General features: G+C 53.5%; 15 protein-coding genes. 13 read left to right on the forward strand and 2 right to left on the reverse strand.

The window, feature by feature from the left end; genetic code table 11:
- Positions 1-18: 18 nt before the first annotated feature.
- The 7 genes from ND528_RS20645 (at position 19) to ydiJ (ending at position 9,487) form a co-directional block, all read left to right on the forward strand.
- Positions 19-1,368, forward strand: a complete 1,350-nt coding sequence (locus ND528_RS20645) for an MFS transporter (protein WP_263471091.1) — start codon at positions 19-21, stop codon at positions 1,366-1,368.
- Between the two features lie 10 nt (positions 1,369-1,378).
- Entirely contained in the window at positions 1,379-2,353 is a 975-nt protein-coding gene (locus ND528_RS20650; protein ID WP_263471092.1) for a hydroxyacid dehydrogenase, read from the forward strand.
- A gap of 33 nt (positions 2,354-2,386) precedes the next feature.
- Positions 2,387-3,025: an RraA family protein gene (locus tag ND528_RS20655; protein ID WP_263471093.1), complete on the forward strand. Its 639-nt coding sequence runs from the start codon at positions 2,387-2,389 to the stop codon at positions 3,023-3,025.
- A gap of 146 nt (positions 3,026-3,171) precedes the next feature.
- Positions 3,172-4,470 carry an MFS transporter gene (locus ND528_RS20660; RefSeq protein ID WP_263471094.1) on the forward strand — a complete coding sequence of 433 codons (1,299 nt, stop codon included), beginning with the start codon at positions 3,172-3,174 and terminating at the stop codon, positions 4,468-4,470.
- Positions 4,439-5,350 (forward strand): SMP-30/gluconolactonase/LRE family protein, encoded by a 912-nt coding sequence (locus tag ND528_RS20665; RefSeq protein WP_263471095.1) that lies wholly within the window; start codon positions 4,439-4,441, stop codon positions 5,348-5,350. Before ND528_RS20660 ends, ND528_RS20665 begins: the two co-directional genes overlap by 32 nt.
- Before the next feature lie 78 nt (positions 5,351-5,428).
- Positions 5,429-6,349: an amidohydrolase family protein gene (locus ND528_RS20670; protein ID WP_263471096.1), complete on the forward strand. Its 921-nt coding sequence runs from the start codon at positions 5,429-5,431 to the stop codon at positions 6,347-6,349.
- An 84-nt stretch (positions 6,350-6,433) separates the two neighbouring features.
- Positions 6,434-9,487, forward strand: coding sequence for a D-2-hydroxyglutarate dehydrogenase YdiJ (gene ydiJ / locus ND528_RS20675; RefSeq protein WP_263471097.1), 3,054 nt, complete (start codon positions 6,434-6,436; stop codon positions 9,485-9,487).
- A 43-nt stretch (positions 9,488-9,530) separates the two neighbouring features.
- Here ydiJ and ND528_RS20680 read toward each other — a convergent pair whose 3' ends face one another.
- On the reverse strand, positions 9,531-10,529 hold the full coding sequence (locus ND528_RS20680; protein ID WP_263471098.1) for a GlxA family transcriptional regulator: 999 nt from the start codon (positions 10,527-10,529) through the stop codon (positions 9,531-9,533).
- Between the two features lie 133 nt (positions 10,530-10,662).
- Here ND528_RS20680 and ND528_RS20685 point away from each other — a divergent pair, with 133 nt between their 5' ends.
- A complete protein-coding gene (locus ND528_RS20685; protein ID WP_263471099.1) occupies positions 10,663-11,553 on the forward strand; it encodes an MBL fold metallo-hydrolase in 891 nt (296 codons plus the stop codon).
- Positions 11,554-11,655: 102 nt separating this feature from the next.
- On the forward strand, positions 11,656-12,201 hold the full coding sequence (locus ND528_RS20690) for a cysteine hydrolase family protein (protein ID WP_263471100.1): 546 nt from the start codon (positions 11,656-11,658) through the stop codon (positions 12,199-12,201).
- Between the two features lie 149 nt (positions 12,202-12,350).
- Here the strand turns inward: ND528_RS20690 and ND528_RS20695 are convergent, their stop codons facing one another.
- Entirely contained in the window at positions 12,351-13,124 is a 774-nt protein-coding gene (locus ND528_RS20695; protein ID WP_263471101.1) for an IclR family transcriptional regulator, read from the reverse strand.
- A gap of 100 nt (positions 13,125-13,224) precedes the next feature.
- Between ND528_RS20695 and ND528_RS28515 the strand changes: the two genes are divergently transcribed.
- The 4 genes from ND528_RS28515 to ND528_RS20710 all read left to right on the forward strand — a co-directional run bounded on the left by ND528_RS28515 (position 13,225) and on the right by ND528_RS20710 (position 16,108).
- Entirely contained in the window at positions 13,225-13,434 is a 210-nt protein-coding gene (locus ND528_RS28515; RefSeq protein ID WP_408005048.1) for a DUF1656 domain-containing protein, read from the forward strand.
- A gap of 731 nt (positions 13,435-14,165) precedes the next feature.
- Positions 14,166-14,915, forward strand: a complete 750-nt coding sequence (locus ND528_RS20700; protein WP_263471102.1) for a hypothetical protein — start codon at positions 14,166-14,168, stop codon at positions 14,913-14,915.
- A gap of 112 nt (positions 14,916-15,027) precedes the next feature.
- Positions 15,028-15,258 carry a helix-turn-helix transcriptional regulator gene (locus ND528_RS20705; RefSeq protein WP_263471103.1) on the forward strand — a complete coding sequence of 77 codons (231 nt, stop codon included), beginning with the start codon at positions 15,028-15,030 and terminating at the stop codon, positions 15,256-15,258.
- 4 nt (positions 15,259-15,262) lie between these two features.
- Complete coding sequence (locus ND528_RS20710) at positions 15,263-16,108, forward strand: ParA family protein (protein ID WP_263471104.1); 846 nt, start codon at positions 15,263-15,265, stop codon at positions 16,106-16,108.
- The last annotated feature ends 24 nt before the right edge of the window (positions 16,109-16,132 follow it).

The following is a 16,132-nucleotide window of genomic DNA, read 5'->3' on the forward strand; positions in this document are numbered from 1 at the left end:
CGATAACCCGAGGTGCCCATGAACAACAATAACGTTATGGCCGAGCCTGTCGTTCAGACCGTTGAAGAAACGGAGCAGACGAGGAAAGCCAAGAAGGCCACAAGGGCCGCTGTATTCGGAACCTTTGTCGAGTATTACGACTTCAGCGTTTACGGGTATGTAGCTGCAACCCTCGCCATGGTTTTCTTTCCTTCAGATGATGCGACGACCGGCCTGTTGAACACTTTTCTGGTGTTCGGCTCAGCGTTTTTGGTGAGGCCGCTTGGTGCTATTGCTTTCGGCTGGCTCGGCGACAAGGTAGGCAGACGCTTTAGCCTGATCGCCAGCATCACCCTGATGGGGGCTGCGGCCACGCTCATTGGCGTGCTGCCTGGTTATGCGCAGATAGGCGTCTGGGCGCCGATACTTCTCGTCGTGCTGCGCATGCTGCAGGGCTTCTCCGCAGGTGGCGAAATCGGTGGCGCCGCTAGCTACATCCGCGAGTGGGCACCGCCTAAGCGCCGCGCGTTGTACATCTCCTTTCTTCCTTCCATAGCTCAATTCGGCAAAGGCCTGGCGGCTGCGATTGCAGGTCTGGCAGCGGCGACCCTCACCGATCCGGAGATGCTTTCCTGGGGCTGGCGTATCCCGTTCCTGCTGGCACTGCCACTGGGGATCATCGGTCTTTACATGCGACTGAGCATTGAAGACAGCCCTGAATTCGCATCCAAGAAAAACGATGCGGAAGTCAAAAAAGGTCAGCCTTTTGCCGAGCTGATTCGAGACTATCGCAAGCCTTTGGCCAAAGTGATCATGATCGCGATGGTTCAGAACATCGGCACTTACATCGGCACCGTGTTCATCGCGGCGTACTTTAGTTCGATTCTGGGGTACTCGAAAGGCGAAGCTTCCACCATCGTTCTAATTGCCGTGATTCTTGCTGCATTCCTGATCCCTCTCGCCGGCCAACTCGGATCTTATCGCGGCGGAAAGTCCATCCTGCGTTACTCCTACTTGGCCTACGCCGTAGTGTCCATACCGTCCTTCATGCTGATGCAGCTAGGCTCGGTCAATCTGGCAATGGCTGGGCTGGCGCTCGGCATGATCCCGTACGCCCTCTGCCAGGCGGGTACTTATTCGGTGATGCCGGAATTCTTCCCGATGCATATACGCCACACCGGCGTTGCATTCGGCCACAGTGTAGGCGCGGTGATCGGCGGCGGTTCAGGCCCGTTCCTAGCCACTTGGCTGATCGGTGCAACCGGCAACCAGTCCACCCCCGCGTACATCTTGTGCCTGTCAGGTCTCCTGGGACTGATCGTTATCTCGACCGTTCGTAAAAATGCGCCGGCGGCTGGCGATGACGCCAATACCCACCAATTCTCTTAAGGTGATGATCATGCCTTTGATTTATGTGACAAGCCCGATCCACCCAGACGTACTCAAAGCCCTCTCCTTGGTAGGTGAAGTTCGACTTGGCTATGGCTCTGACGCGGTCTCTTACGCAGACATACAACAGCAAGTAGATGCCGTTTTTTTGCGCGGAGGTCATATCTCTGCAGAGATGATCGCCACCTCTCCGAACCTGAGAATCGTCGCCAGGCACGGCGCGGGTTACGACAACGTCGACTACAAAGCAGCAGAGGAACTTGGCGTCTGGGTCACTAATACACCCGGCGAAAACCGTAGAAGCGTCGTGGAACACGTGTTCGCTCTGCTATTGGGTTTGAGCCGTAAAATTCAGTTGGCAACCGACCAGACCCGCAACGAAATCTGGGCGGCAGATCGACTGTCTCTCACTGGCATAGAACTCGAAGGTCGCACCTTGGGTTTGATTGGATTTGGCGACATTGGTCGGCACGTTGCGCCAGTTGCTGAGGCTTTTGGCATGAGGGTTCTGGCGACTGACCCGGCTTATGACTCGAGTTTCGATGAACGTTTGGTCGATCTCGATACCTTGTTAGCACAAGCAGACGTGGTCAGCCTCCACGTGCCCCTGCAACCTGGCACAGAGAATCTCATTGGCGGTGCCGAAATCGAGAAGATGAAAACCGGCGCGATCCTGATTAACACCAGCCGTGGTGGAGTGATCGATGAAGCTGCGGTTGCTGATGCGCTTCGCAGCGGCAAGCTGGGTGGTGCAGGTGTGGACGTGCTGGCTGCAGAAAACATCGACATGATCACACCCTTCAGTTGCAACACATTCCCCGTTTCCGACTTACCTAACCTGCTCGTTACGCCCCATGTTGCTGGGCAAACAAATGAGTCGTTGCTGCGCGTTGGTATGAGCGCGGTAGAGGCTATTTCCGCAGTCTTGCGCGGTGAAGCGCCCCTGCACCCTGTCAACAAGCCTGCACCCAAGACGTTCAACTAATAGCGCTTTAAACGGATTTACGCCGAGGTCACCATGTTTATCAATGTATCTGATGAAAGCATCACCGTGAGCGAAGATTGGGAACGCGCGTCCCTTAAACAAATTGAAGAAATAGCACATTACCCGGTCGCACTGATCGGCGACGTATTGCAGCGCTTGGGGATGATGGCTTCCGCTATCCATCATGTTGCAGGTAAGGCTTCGTTCTACGGAACCGTACTGCCTGTCCTCACTTGGGAAGGTGACAATCTGGCTATCCACAGGGCATTGGACGACGCCAAGCCAGGTGATGTTCTGGTGATCAACGGCAACGGTGAAACCAACCGTGCGGTCTTTGGTGATCTGTTGGGCGAGGTGTGTCTAGCACGAAAAGTCGCAGCGGTAGTTATCGATGGTGCAGTTCGCGATATTGAAGAACTGAGTGTCATGGGTTTGCCAACCTATGCGCGAGCTGTGAATCCGGCGGGCCCCTCAAAATACGGTCCAGGCCAAGTCGGTGCGCCAGTTGCGTGCGGTAATGTCGTGTGCAACCCAGGCGATGCGATTCTGGGTGATAAAGACGGCATCATCGTCATCAGCCGCCATTTGGTTCCATCGCTCGCCGACAAGCTAAAGATCCAGGATGGAATCGAGAATACTTTCAGGGAAAAAGTCCGCGCGAGCATTCGCTAAGCATCGTCCGCGAGCAAACGGGGGGCTGATAGTTTGCCTCCCACGGACTCTGCTCAACGCTAAAAGCTGACCTCCACGACACCTTGCATCTTGCGTGCTGGTCAACTCACAAACCACCCAAAAACATAAAAAACGGGAGTTTGGTCATGCGCAGACGTTACTGGGTATATGGACTTTTGTTTTCGCTGACTGCGATCAACTACATTGATCGTATGGCACTAGCAATTGCCTCTAACCAGATTACTCAAGAATTTGACATAAGCCCATTCATGCTGGGGCTTCTGCTGTCCTCTTTTTTATGGCTTTACCTCTTCGCACTTATCCCTATGGGCATGCTGGTAGACCGCTATGGCACTCGGCTTGTCAACGCTTGGGGCATCGGTGTTTGGTCTGTGGCCACCCTCCTCTCTGCAACATCAGGGGGTTTCTTTTCGATGCTGATAACTCGCTTACTCATGGGCGTTGGAGAGTCGACCTCCTACCCCGCCGGCGGACGTGTCCTGCGCGAATGGGTTCCTGCCGGTGAGCGCGGCATGGCGACTTCACTCTTTCACGCAGGAAGCCTGATTGGGCCGGCAATAGCCGCGTTGGGCCTAAGCATCATCGTCAACAGTTATGGATGGCGTTTCGCCTTCGTCATCGCTGCCGCAGTAGGGTTCGTGTGGCTGGCCGCTTGGTTGATCTGGTTCAGGCAGCCTGAACTTGCGCACTGGTTATCGCCGGAAGAACGAGATTTGATCCTGAGCACACGGGATACCGGTATAGCCTTGCCATCAGCGAACGAGCCAAAGCTGGGATTGAAAGCGCTGCTTCGCTCTAAAACCATCTGGGCCATAACGTTTACGCACGGTTGTGCCGTCTATACCACCTACCTATTTCTGACTTGGCTGCCCGGCTATCTCCAGGCCGAAAAAGGCCTCACTTTGTTGAAAAGTGGTCTGTACACCGCCATCCCTTATCTTGGTGCTGCAATATTAGGCATCTTCATCGGGATGGTCGGCGACCGCGCTATGGCCGGAAAATCATTGGGGGGCGGCCAGAGAAGAGTTGTGGTCGCAGCCTGCCTTTTAATGTCGACGCTGATCTTCTTCGTGCCATTTCTGGACGACATAAGGGTCATTCTCGCTTGCTTTACCCTTTCATTAACGGGCTGCACCGCGGCGGTCGCCGCGAATCTGTCGCTCATCAACGACCTGATCCCATCGAAGGAAGATTCAGGAACAGCCATCGCGGTCATCAGTACGGGGGGTAACTTCTTCGGCATCGGCGCACCTATTGTGACGGGCTATGTGATCTCCATGACCCACCAATACCACTACGGGTTTGTGATTGCCGGCGTGCTCCTAGCGTTAGGCGCTCTCGTCTCGATGTTTTTGACGCGCAATTCAATAGGCCAAGCAAAGGAGACCGACCATGTACGCGTCGCCCCCCGTCCTTCGCACTGAGTTATTCGCCACCTACCCCTCCTCTCTACAAACTGGAGATGAGCATTCCACCTGGAGTTTGGCACAGCCCGGCAAGCATATTTTCAAGAGTTTCCTGGAGGGCCCGTCCTTTGATAAAAACGGTGTGCTCTGGTGTGTGGATATAGTTAATGGTCGCCTGCTCAACATCGATAAGTCAGGCGTATTCTCTGTTGCCGTTGAGTACGACGGCTGGCCGAACGGGCTGAAAATCCGTGAGGACGGGCTGGTTTTCATCGCCGATTACAAGCACGGAATCATGACTCATGAACCAGGCTCCGGAATAGTAAAGCCATTGCTTGAGCGTGCAGGTGCAGAACGATTCAAAGGCGTAAACGATCTGTTCTTCGCTCGCAACGGAGACCTCTACTTTACCGATCAGGGTTTGACGGGATTGCAAGATCCAACGGGTCGTCTGTTCCGCATGACGCCGAGCGGGCGCATAGATTGCATTCTCGACGCTGTCCCCAGCCCAAATGGTTTGGTTATGAACCTGGACGAAGATGCCGTACTTCTTGCGGTGACACGCGCTAACGCAATCTGGCGAGTTCCTTTTGCCGGCTATGGCGCTGCAAAAGTGGGCAACTTCATACAGCTGTCAGGGGGGATTGGCCCTGACGGCTTAGCACTGGATTCAGAGGGCGGTCTGTGGGTCGCACATGCAGGGTTAGGCTCGGTCTGGGGTTTCAACGCGATTGGCGAACCCCAGTCAAGGGTGAAAGTACCAGCGGGTTTGCTTACCACGAACCTGGTCTTCGCTTGTGACGGCACCACCGACCTTTATGTCATCGAGTCCTCTACCGCAACGATCCATCGAGTCAATGCATCCGTTTCCGGTAAAGCCATGGCTTCGCACAGTTAGGCGTTTTGACACTGACCAGCACACCACCATCTGAGAAAAAAACTGGGCTTTGTTGCTGGAGTTCAGTGAGGACTTGTTATGCAATTCACCCGGCGCCGATTCATAGAAATTGCTGGAACACTGACAGCCTGTTGCCAGATCCCGGCGTGGGCGGTGCCTTGGTCACAGGGTGAAGAACTTCCCAGCCTCGAGGTTCCAACGGGAAGCGTGGACAGTCATATCCATCTCTATGACGACCAGGTGCCACCTGTCGCGGGTGCCACACTGACTCCTCCAACAGCATTGCTTGCTGACTATCGCCTTCTTCAGCGCCGCTTAGGCCTTCAGCGAATGGTCATAGTGACGCCTTCGACGTACGGATTCGACAACAGCCTGATGCTGGAAGGGCTGGCCGAAAGCAACGGCAGCGCAAGAGGCGTGGCCGTGGTTCCACCGACCATAACGGATGAAGAACTGAGCAATATGGATCGGGCTGGAGTCAGAGGTATTCGATTCAACCTGAGCTTCGGCGGTACCAAGATCGAAGAGCTGGAACGTCTTGCTTCAAGGGTCGGTGAACTCGATTGGCATGTTCAACTGGTGTCGCCAGGCGATCAGTTGCCAGGATTGGAATCAAAGTTGCTCAAATTGCCGTGCCCATTGGTGATTGATCACTTGGGTCAACTTGCTCAACCCGGTGGTGTGGCTTCAGAGGGATTTGTGGCACTTTCGAGATTACTCGCCACAGGTCGCGTATGGACGAAGCTGTCCGCCCCCTACAACACCTCGAAAAGCGGCGCGCCTGAATATCTTGATTTTGGGCAGGTTGCTTCAGAGCTCGTGAAGCGCAGACCCGACAGGCTGATGTGGGGCAGTGATTGGCCTCACCCGACAATGAAATCCAAGAAGCCCGACGATGCAAAGATCCTCGATCTTATGGCGATTTGGGCCCCCAAAGAAAGTGACCGGCGGCTCATCTTTCGAGATAACGCGGTGAAGTTGTACAGATTTGATACCTGATCCAACACACTCAAACGCGACGCTTCCATTACTGCCGACAAGTTATTCTGTTCAAGAAAACCGCATGCCGGTTGGAGTTTTATTATGATCGCTCGGTTGCTCCCGTCCAAAAATCAAAGCGTGAAATACGTCGAGTTTCTAAAGCAGCTCGCTAAAGCTGGCTTCCAAGGAGACATCGCCTACAGCTATGGCCAGCGGATGGTGCTCGCAACAGATAACTCCATCTATCAGCGTTTACCTCAGGCCGCCGTGTTCCCCGCAGATGCGAAGGACGTAGAGATTATTGCCAAGTTGGCAGCTGATCCCGAGCATAAAGCTGTCGTCCTGACACCTCGAGGTGGGGGAACGGGAACAAATGGTCAGTCGTTGACCGATGGGATCGTCGTCGACCTGTCACGTCATATGAACACCATTCTTGAAATCAATGCTGAAGAGCGCTGGGTTCGCGTTCAAACTGGCGTGGTCAAGGATCAGTTAAATGCCGCGCTGAAACCCTACGGACTGTTTTTCGCGCCAGAACTGTCCACCTCAAACCGAGCAACGATTGGCGGCATGATCAATACCGACGCCAGCGGCCAGGGCAGTTGCACCTACGGCAAAACCCGTGACCACGTGCTCGAGCTTTCTACTGTGTTGCTTGGCGGCGAATTACTCCGCAGCGGCGTGGTGGGTAAAAGCGCTTTGGGGCAAGAAACTGCGCGTCGGGATCGGATCGGAGAGGTTTATCGATGCGCTGTCGGCATTGCGGATAATCAGGCCGATCTGATCGAACGAACCTTTCCGAAATTGAATCGTTGCCTCACCGGCTACGACCTGGCGCACCTTCGAGAGCAGGGTGACAGCTTCAATCTCAACAGTGTGCTGTGCGGCTCCGAAGGCTCCCTGGGTTTTATTGTTGAGGCCAAACTCAACGTCTTGCCGATCCCGAAGTACTCGATCCTGGTCAACGTCCGTTATGCAGGCTTCATGGACGCATTGCGTGATGCAAAGGCTTTGATGCTTCTCAAGCCTTTGTCGATTGAGACAGTGGACTCAAAAGTTCTGATGCTGGCGATGAAGGACATTGTCTGGCATGGCGTTGCCGAATACTTCCCCGAAGATCCAAGCACACCTACCTTGGGCATCAATCTCATCGAGTTCAGTGGCCACGATGAAGCCGCTGTTCAGCAGAGCGTTCATGACTTTGTTTTGCACCTGCAGCGCGATACCTCGGTGGTACGCCTGGGTCATACGCTTGCCATAGGTGCCGATGCACTGAAGCGCGTCTACGCGATGCGCAAGCGGGCTGTTGGGTTGCTGGGCAACGTCAAGGGTGAAGCCAGGCCCCAACCTTTTGTAGAAGACACCGCCGTCCCTCCTGAGAATCTCGCTGATTTCATCCAGGAGTTCCGGGCGCTGCTGGACAGCTACGATCTGCAATACGGGATGTTTGGCCATGTCGACGCTGGCGTACTGCATGTGCGCCCGATTCTCGACATGAAAGACCCGGTTCAGGCAGCCCTGATTCGTCCCATTTCCGACGCCGTCGCTGCCTTGACGCAGAAACACGGCGGCTTGCTGTGGGGCGAACACGGGAAGGGATTGCGATCCCAATACGTGCCCGACTACTTCGGCGAGCTTTATCCGGCCCTGCAGGAGTTGAAAGCGGCGTTCGACCCATGGAACCAACTCAACCCCGGTAAAATCGCAACGCCAAAAACGCTGTCGGATAGCCGGCTAACACGCGTTGACGAGGTGACGTTGCGCGGCGAACTTGACCGAACCATTGATGAGCGAGTTTGGCGAAGCTACGACACCGCACTTCATTGCAATGGAAATGGCGCGTGCTACAACTTCGATGCTGATGACGCCATGTGTCCGTCATGGAAGGGCACTCGTGACCGGGTTCACTCACCTAAAGGACGCGCTTCGCTGATCCGCGAATGGCTAAGATTGCAAGGTCAGCAAGGCGTAGATGTGTTGGCGGCAACTGATCACGTTCGATCAAAGAGCAACGTCGCCAGCCTTGCAAAACGTGCAGTCAACACGGTCGCGCAGAAAATGGGGCAGCAGGATTTTTCTCACGAAGTCTATGAGGCAATGGCTGGCTGCCTTGCGTGCAAATCCTGCGCGGGGCAGTGCCCGGTGAAGGTCAACGTGCCTGAGTTCCGCTCTCGGTTTCTGGAGCTTTATCACAGCCGCTACCTTCGTCCACTCAAAGATTATTTGATCGGCTCGCTGGAATACACGATTCCCTATATCGCTCGTGTCCCACGCCTGTACAACTTTTTTATGGGCGCCCGCCCAGTACGCTACGTGCTTGAGCATGTGGCCGGGATGGTCGATAGCCCATTGCTTAGCATCACAGACTTCGGCGCTGTATGCCGTCGTTGGAACGTTCAGATCGCAACGCCTGAGCTACTTTCGACATTGGATAAGCAGCAGCGTGCTCGTAGCGTAATCATCGTCCAGGATGCCTTTACCCGCTACTTCGAGACCTCTGTGTTATCGGACTGGATCGAACTGATCGCAAGGCTTGGCTACCAGATCTACATTGCCCCGTTCGCGCCCAATGGCAAACCGCTTCAGGTGCAGGGTTTCGTCAGATCTTTTGAAAAAGCTGCGCATTTCAACAGTGACGCTCTGAGTCAGCTTCAGTGCTACGAGATGGCGCTTGTAGGACTCGATCCCGCGATGACTCTGGTGTATCGCCAAGAGTATGCGAAAACATTGGGCAGCAAAAATGCCCCCACAGTTCTACTGCCTCAAGAGTGGCTCGCCAGCATCCTTCAACCAACACAAAGCGTCAAAGATGACGCGCCTTATTACTTCCTTCCCCACTGCACTGAAAAAACTAATGAGCCGAGCAGTATCGGTCTCTGGCAGCAAATCTATGAGCGCATGGGACTGAATTTACAAGTTCAGGCGAGCGGGTGCTGCGGCATGTCTGGCACTTATGGGCATGAGACGAAAAATGCCGTCACGTCCACGGTTATTTATAAGCAGTCCTGGGCGCCGCTCGTGGCGAAATTCAATGCTTCAGGTCGGTTGTTGGCCGACGGTTATTCTTGCCGGAGCCAAGTGAAACGACAGGATGGTGTAGTTATCTTACATCCGCTGCAGGCGCTGCTCGCTGTTGTCCGAAATGTGGCGCCTTGAACTACGAGCCAAAGTTAGCCTTCACCTAGGAATGGGCAGATGGCTAAGCAGTACGCTCACTTCCATCCGTCTTCAGGCCGGGCTTCATTTCACGGAAAAACATTCGCCGATACTCAGAAGGCGACGTGCCAAGGTGAACGCCGAACTGTTGTCTCAACGACAAAGGCGTTCCGAAACCCGCCTCACCGGCGACACACTCGATAGGCAAGTCGGTTGTTTCGAGTAACTGCTGTGCTCTGGCGACTCGTTCAGCATTCAACCATTTGGAGACGGTGCTGCCTGTCGCCTCTTTGAAACGCCTCGTGAATGTGCGCCGACTCATTTTCGCCATGTCCGCCAGCACGTCGAGCGACAAATCATTCGCCAGGTTAAGGCGAGCCCACGCCAGAACATTGGACAAATGTGTCTCGCTAGACAGCTGCGGCACAGGATGTTCTACGTATTGAGCCTGGCCTCCCAGCCTGTGCGGCGGCGTCACCAGCATCTTCGCAGTGCGATTGGCAACATCAGCACCGAGTCGCTGGCGAATTAGATGCAGGCAACAATCTATTGCTGCCACGGTTCCCGCAGACGTGATGATGTTTTCGTCACTGACATATAGCACTTCAGGCCTAAAACGAACTTCTGGGAAACGTCGCCCAAATTCATCTCTGGCTGCCCAGTGAGTTGTTGCTTCTTTGCCGTCAAGAAGGCCTGCATCGCCAAGCACAAATGCTCCCAAACATAAGCCGACGATGAGTTTTGCTTGGGTATTTGCAAGCTGTAAAGCTTGCACAAGCGGTGCAGACGCCGCGACCGAGTGACCGCCCCACGCAGGGATGATAATTACGTCGGACGCCTCCATCAGTTCCAAGCCATGACTGACCGCTAACCCTAAGCCCTGGTCGCTTGTCACCATTCCCGGCGTCTCTGCGCAGTAATTGACTTCGTAATGATGCTCACCGGGTGCGGACTGGGCCGTCCCCAACACCATTCCAGGCACGGAAAGATGGAACAGGCTGACGCCATCGAAAGCCAAAACAGCAACGCATATGGATTGCATCAATCAGCCTCGTGTTCGAGAACAGCGCAGGAATCGTGGCCCGATTATATCGAAATCTGTCATTCAGGCCACTGTTGAGTCTCTGGGCATTCGGCAAGAATGGAGTCACTCATGCAATAACAGGATTAATTAGATGATCTTTAAAACACTTCCGCTCGTCCTTAGCCTTGCCTGTGCTGCCGCGACCTCATCGGCATTTGCGGGTTCCGACGCCCCCGAGTCCCCGGAGGCAGCCCATAAAGTCGACTTGCAGCAAGTTCGTAACGCAACGGTAAAAATCTCCTACGGCGACACGACCTTTCTGATCGACCCGATGCTGTCCAAAAAGGGAACCTATCCAGGATTTGAAAATACTTACCGGAGCAACCTGCGCAATCCCTTGGTCGATCTGACCGAGTCGCCCGAGAAGGTCATCTCTGGTGTTGACGCCGTCATCGTCACTCATACGCATCTCGACCACTGGGACGATGCCGCACAGAAAGCGCTGCCTAAAGACATACCGCTGTTCACACAGCACGAGGAAGACGTGAAGTTGATTCGCTCACAAGGCTTCAAGAACGTACGCGTTCTTACTGACGAAGCGGAATTCGGCGGCGTGAAAATCACCAAGACGAGCGGCCAGCACGGCACAGACAAGATGTATGCCGCCCCCCCACTCGCGAAACTTCTGGGCGAGGCCATGGGCGTTGTGTTTCAAGCGCCAGGCTACAAAACCCTCTACGTAGCCGGCGACACTATCTGGCGTAAAGAGGTAGACCAAACTATTGAGAAATATCACCCTGAAGTCATCGTACTCAATGCCGGGAAAGCGAAAGTGAACGGGTTTGAGGGCGCGATCATCATGGGCGAGGAAGATGTACTTCGCGCTTCTAAGGCAGCCAAAGACGCGAAAATCGTCGCCGTGCACATGGACGCAGTTAACCATATGTCGCTGACCCGCAAGGAATTGCGCGCTTACGTCAAACAGCACGGTATCGAAAGTCGGGTAGATATACCAGAAGACGGCGCTTCGCTGGAATTCTGACTTAAACCATTTGGAGCTGAGGTAAAAGTAGGCGCTCTACGTCCAGAGCTCTGTCTTTAGAAACCAGCCCCAATGCTCGAATAATCCAACCGGAGATTGCTCATGAAGCGTTGCGTTGTAGTAGTTGATCTGCAGAACGAATATTTGCCCGACGGCAAACTGCCTTTGAACAATATCGTAGCGGCTGTTGGAAATGCCCGGAAGGTAATCAGCCACGCTCGAGAAGCGGATATCCCAGTTTTTCACATACGGCATGAATCCGATGATGACGGCATTCCAATCTTCGTCAAAGGCTCGAACGGCGCGCAAATTCAGCCTGCAGTTGCACCCGTGGGTGATGAGCCTGTGATTGTAAAAGCACACATCAACGCCTTCCGGGAGACCGATCTCAAGCAGCAGTTGGAAGCCTCTGAGATACAGGAGCTCGTGGTAATAGGTGCCATGAGCCACATGTGCATCGACGCCGTGGTACGCGCAGCGGCTGACATGGGATATTCCGTTATCCTGTTACATGATGCCTGCGCCACCCTGGATCTCACATCTGGTGGTGTAAACGTTCCTTCGGCTCACGTGCATGCAACGATGATGGCCGCGCTTGAGTTCGGCTACGCCACCGTCAAATCGGTGGACGAGTACCTGTCGGCCTAACCGCGCGACGACTTAATTTTGCAGGGCCCATAGGGCCCTTGCTTTCATCATCAACGCACTAGAAATTTGATGGCGCCGGCAACGAGTTAAGCATTCATCGCCTCAGACTCAAACGGATCATACCTCGTCAGGATCGTCCCGCTTGTGCACTAGCCGACTATACCGATCTCTTTGAACACTCCAGCCTTGCAACGCAATAACTCCTCAATGTAGGTATCGCGAGCCCTTTCGAAACGAAATGTAGGGATTGGCATTGAGATTGCGAAACGGCCTAACACCGTATCCAGCGCGACAGCTGTCGTGGTGATGCCCTCGATGAGTTCACCGTGATCGCTCGAAATCCCGGTTTTGCGAATATCGACCAACTGATTCAGCAGCCTCTGGGATACCGAAGTTTTTTGCTTCGTAGCGCTTTCAGTTGCAAACAAAGCCTTCACGTCCTCATCCTTGTCTAAAGCTAGGAGAGCCCGTCCTGCTGACGTCCCATACAGTGGCGTATCCAGTTGGCCAAGACGTGGCGTTACCTGCAACTCCCGATCAGCAACAATACGATCTTCAACTATCAGCTGGATGCCAGTAGGCCTCGAAAATACAACGGTCTCTTGAACGGCCTCGCTCAGCTTATGCAGCCAAGGGCGAACGACGGTCATACGGTCAACATGTGCATTCGCAACGAGCCTCAACAAACCCGCCCCAAGACTGATTCCGCCAGCGCCTTCACTTCGAATCATTCCCTGCTCTTCAAGCGCTCCTACGATGCGCTGCACCGTTGAGCGAGGCAGATCTACTGCCTGGGCTATTTCTCCCAGGCTCATACCACCGGCGCTTCTTCCCAATAGGTTCAGAATTTTCGCTGCGCGGGCAATGACCTGAATGCCCCCGCCACGCTCATCGTTGACTCCAGTCTGAATCCGCTCGTCCATCAATACCTCCAATATTTCGGGCACTGTACCATATTGCGATACAGATCATATACGCGGTACAGTTACCGCATTGCGATACAGAAAAATTGTGAGGCTGATAATGCTGCGTGAATTTTCAGTCGCAGGCCTGTTGATCACCCCCATGGTGATCTGCGTTGGCGTTGCGGCATCTCTGACCATGATCACGCACCTACTCATTCCGGAATGGGTAATACGGCGATGGATTTGGAAGCGCTCGTGGTTTGGGCTTTCGCTATTCGTCTGCTACATCGCTACCGCAGTCGCCTTTCTTGATGGGGGATGGAAATGACCTTATCGACGATCTGAGCCAGGCGCTGGGCTCGTCTCAAATTTGAGGCGAAAAGGTCGGCTAGGACTTTTATCCTATCCGCATTGCTCATTAAGTAAGTGGCCATGGGGGCTGGCTGCGTGGCCGTAGATCTACTGTGCGGTGACGTCCTTCGCTTGACAACAATCGCGGCATATTTACCGTTCTAAATTTTGCGCCAACGTCACCAAGCCCGGAGAAAAGGTTCGGGCACCTGGCGCCGTCGCCCTCCTCTGACACATCGGCCTAATCCTAATAATGGCGAGCCGTCCAATATGGCGTAAAAAATTCATAATTTGACATTTTTGCGAGAAGCGAACGTAGTATCATGATAAAAATAGAAATTTCATTTTTATACAATTGCAATCTTATTGATAAGATACGAGATAAAATCTGCCCCAGAAGAGCAATACACAAAAAAAACTAACAACAGTTTAAACTTGCAATCCCGTCAACGCCGCGGGCCTCAACCCCCTGTTTTTTCTGCCAAGATCAAGAGACCTCACATGATAACCCCCCCCCACAAACGCATCAACAAATTATTTTCTCTATAATCATACGGAATATAAATACACCATTACGAAGCGATCATCATACATCTCAATCGTGGCGACAACCCGCTCTTTTTAAGGACTCGGGATTCGCAGCATACCAAACAACCATACGTTCACTTGCAAGCGAAGGAGCAAAACATCTCAATGGAGTGATTCGTTATGTACGCAAACCAAAGCTGCAATCTTTATGCAAAACTCTTTTACAGACCCGTTGATGCAGCCTTGCGCTGGTGCAACTTGACTACCTACGAAAAAGAAATACTCGAAGTAGCCCAACACTGTCCAAGCAGGCTCAAAACCAACTTCCCGCAGTGGCCCTGCCTGCATGTAAATACGGAAAAAATTTTCGATGCCATTCAACACGGGGAGCTCGCTTATGGATGTTTCGGCGTACCGGTGGCCATTGGTACTCCCGTTGATTACGACCATATAACCGTCCGCCACACCGATCTAAAATGTTGGATGTCGCGATATTATCCTGACCAACGACCAGCGTTTCTCTTTGGACAGCCCCTCCATCAAAAAAATGGCATCAGCATTGAGACATACTTAGCATTGCAAGGTGATCGGGATGCTTTGCAAGTGAGCATAAAGAGGTTGGAAGCAGCTCATCAGCAGTTGCTTAATGACCTTGAAGCCATCGGATTAGAAAGAAAGAACATACATCACTTGCTCAAGACCAATCGTAAAGTCAGCGATCGCAGCGAATCCGTTTATCTCAACATTATCGGGGCGATGGTCAATCTGTTTCTCGATAAGTCCCCGTCTGGAAAACCATTGTCAGTTTTCCAATCCCAAGCGGCCATCGTTGACGCGCTAACCGCTCACTATAAAGACGTACCGGGCATAACCAAGCGTACGCTGGACGAAAAATTTGCTGCTGGTAAGCGCAGCCTCATAAATCAATGAGACGGATTGCGTTGCAGTCACTCCCGTTGCGGCGCAATGACTCCCGTCCATTTTTGCTATTCAATTTAGGTCACTTCCCACCACGCGCCAGTCAGCGCCAAGAGAGACCGCCATGTCCAGCCAATCCTCCTACATCACTGAAACAGACCAACCGGCGCTCGAACGTCATATCATGCGGCGCGAAGAAGTCGAACGAAGAACCGGCTTCAAACGTTCACACATCTACAACCTGATGAAGGAAGGCAAATTCCCTAAAGCCAAACGCGTGGGGCTACGCGCAGTCGGCTGGGACTCACTGGAAATCGAGCACTGGATTGCAGAACGCCTTTCGCGACAGGAGTGAGGTGATGCACGTGGTCTCGGTGGTGTCCACCAAGGGTGGCGTAGGTAAAACTACAGTAGCGGCGAACCTCGGTGGCCTGTTGGCCGATGCTGGTCTGCGTGTTCTGCTCTTGGATCTAGATAGCCAACCCACCCTCTCCAGTTATTATTCACTGAGCCAGAAAGCTCATGCAGGTGCATACGAGCTCATTGCACTCAATCTAACAGTGCCTGAACGAATAATATCTAGGACTGCAGTCGTCGGTCTCGACCTGATTTTCTCCAACGACGATCAAGGTCGACTGAGCACCTTGTTGCTGCATGCACCTGACGGACGACTGCGCCTGCACAATTTGCTCAATGAGTTGAGTCTCAATTATGACCTGCTTTTGATCGACACACAGGGAGCACGCAGTGTATTGCTGGAGATGGCCATCCTGGCCTCCGATCTCGCCCTCTCTCCCATCACGCCGGAAATGCTCGCTGCCCGCGAAATGCGCCGTGGCACCTTGAAGTTACTGAGTGAGCTCGAACCGTTTCGCCACCTAGGCATCGACCCGCCGCCCTTACGGCTCTTACTGAACCAGGTGAACGTCAATCGAGTGGACACCCGGATGATCATCCGAAGCCTGCGCGAGACTTTCGCAGAGGCTACCAATATCTCGGTGCTAGACACCGTAATCCCCGACCGCGTGGCATATCTCAATGCCGCCTCCCTCGGTTTACCGGTCCACCGAATAGATAAGTGCCTATCGAGTAAACGCCGACGCTCGCCGTGTGCGTTAGAAATCATGCAAGCGCTGGCTATCGAATTATTTCCTGAATGGCGCGATGCAATCTCATCGGTAATGTGTTGTGCGGAGCCTCGGTAAAAAATCGCCCAATCAACATTTCAC

The sequence above is a fragment of the Pseudomonas mercuritolerans genome (genome assembly GCF_025706525.1).
Classification (GTDB): Bacteria; Pseudomonadota; Gammaproteobacteria; order Pseudomonadales; family Pseudomonadaceae; genus Aquipseudomonas; species Aquipseudomonas mercuritolerans.

Excerpts from the sequence above, each read along its gene's own strand:
- ND528_RS20645 (WP_263471091.1), top strand. The coding sequence starts at position 19 with ATGAACAACAATAACGTTATGGCCGAGCCTGTCGTTCAGACCGTTGAA.
- ND528_RS20650 (WP_263471092.1), top strand. The coding sequence starts at position 1,379 with ATGCCTTTGATTTATGTGACAAGCCCGATCCACCCAGACGTACTCAAA.
- ND528_RS20655 (WP_263471093.1), top strand. The coding sequence starts at position 2,387 with ATGTTTATCAATGTATCTGATGAAAGCATCACCGTGAGCGAAGATTGG.
- ND528_RS20660 (WP_263471094.1), top strand. The coding sequence starts at position 3,172 with ATGCGCAGACGTTACTGGGTATATGGACTTTTGTTTTCGCTGACTGCG.
- ND528_RS20665 (WP_263471095.1), top strand. The coding sequence starts at position 4,439 with ATGTACGCGTCGCCCCCCGTCCTTCGCACTGAGTTATTCGCCACCTAC.
- ND528_RS20670 (WP_263471096.1), top strand. The coding sequence starts at position 5,429 with ATGCAATTCACCCGGCGCCGATTCATAGAAATTGCTGGAACACTGACA.
- ydiJ (WP_263471097.1), top strand. The coding sequence starts at position 6,434 with ATGATCGCTCGGTTGCTCCCGTCCAAAAATCAAAGCGTGAAATACGTC.
- ND528_RS20680 (WP_263471098.1), bottom strand. The coding sequence starts at position 10,529 with ATGCAATCCATATGCGTTGCTGTTTTGGCTTTCGATGGCGTCAGCCTG.
- ND528_RS20685 (WP_263471099.1), top strand. The coding sequence starts at position 10,663 with ATGATCTTTAAAACACTTCCGCTCGTCCTTAGCCTTGCCTGTGCTGCC.
- ND528_RS20690 (WP_263471100.1), top strand. The coding sequence starts at position 11,656 with ATGAAGCGTTGCGTTGTAGTAGTTGATCTGCAGAACGAATATTTGCCC.
- ND528_RS20695 (WP_263471101.1), bottom strand. The coding sequence starts at position 13,124 with ATGGACGAGCGGATTCAGACTGGAGTCAACGATGAGCGTGGCGGGGGC.
- ND528_RS28515 (WP_408005048.1), top strand. The coding sequence starts at position 13,225 with ATGCTGCGTGAATTTTCAGTCGCAGGCCTGTTGATCACCCCCATGGTG.
- ND528_RS20700 (WP_263471102.1), top strand. The coding sequence starts at position 14,166 with ATGTACGCAAACCAAAGCTGCAATCTTTATGCAAAACTCTTTTACAGA.
- ND528_RS20705 (WP_263471103.1), top strand. The coding sequence starts at position 15,028 with ATGTCCAGCCAATCCTCCTACATCACTGAAACAGACCAACCGGCGCTC.
- ND528_RS20710 (WP_263471104.1), top strand. The coding sequence starts at position 15,263 with ATGCACGTGGTCTCGGTGGTGTCCACCAAGGGTGGCGTAGGTAAAACT.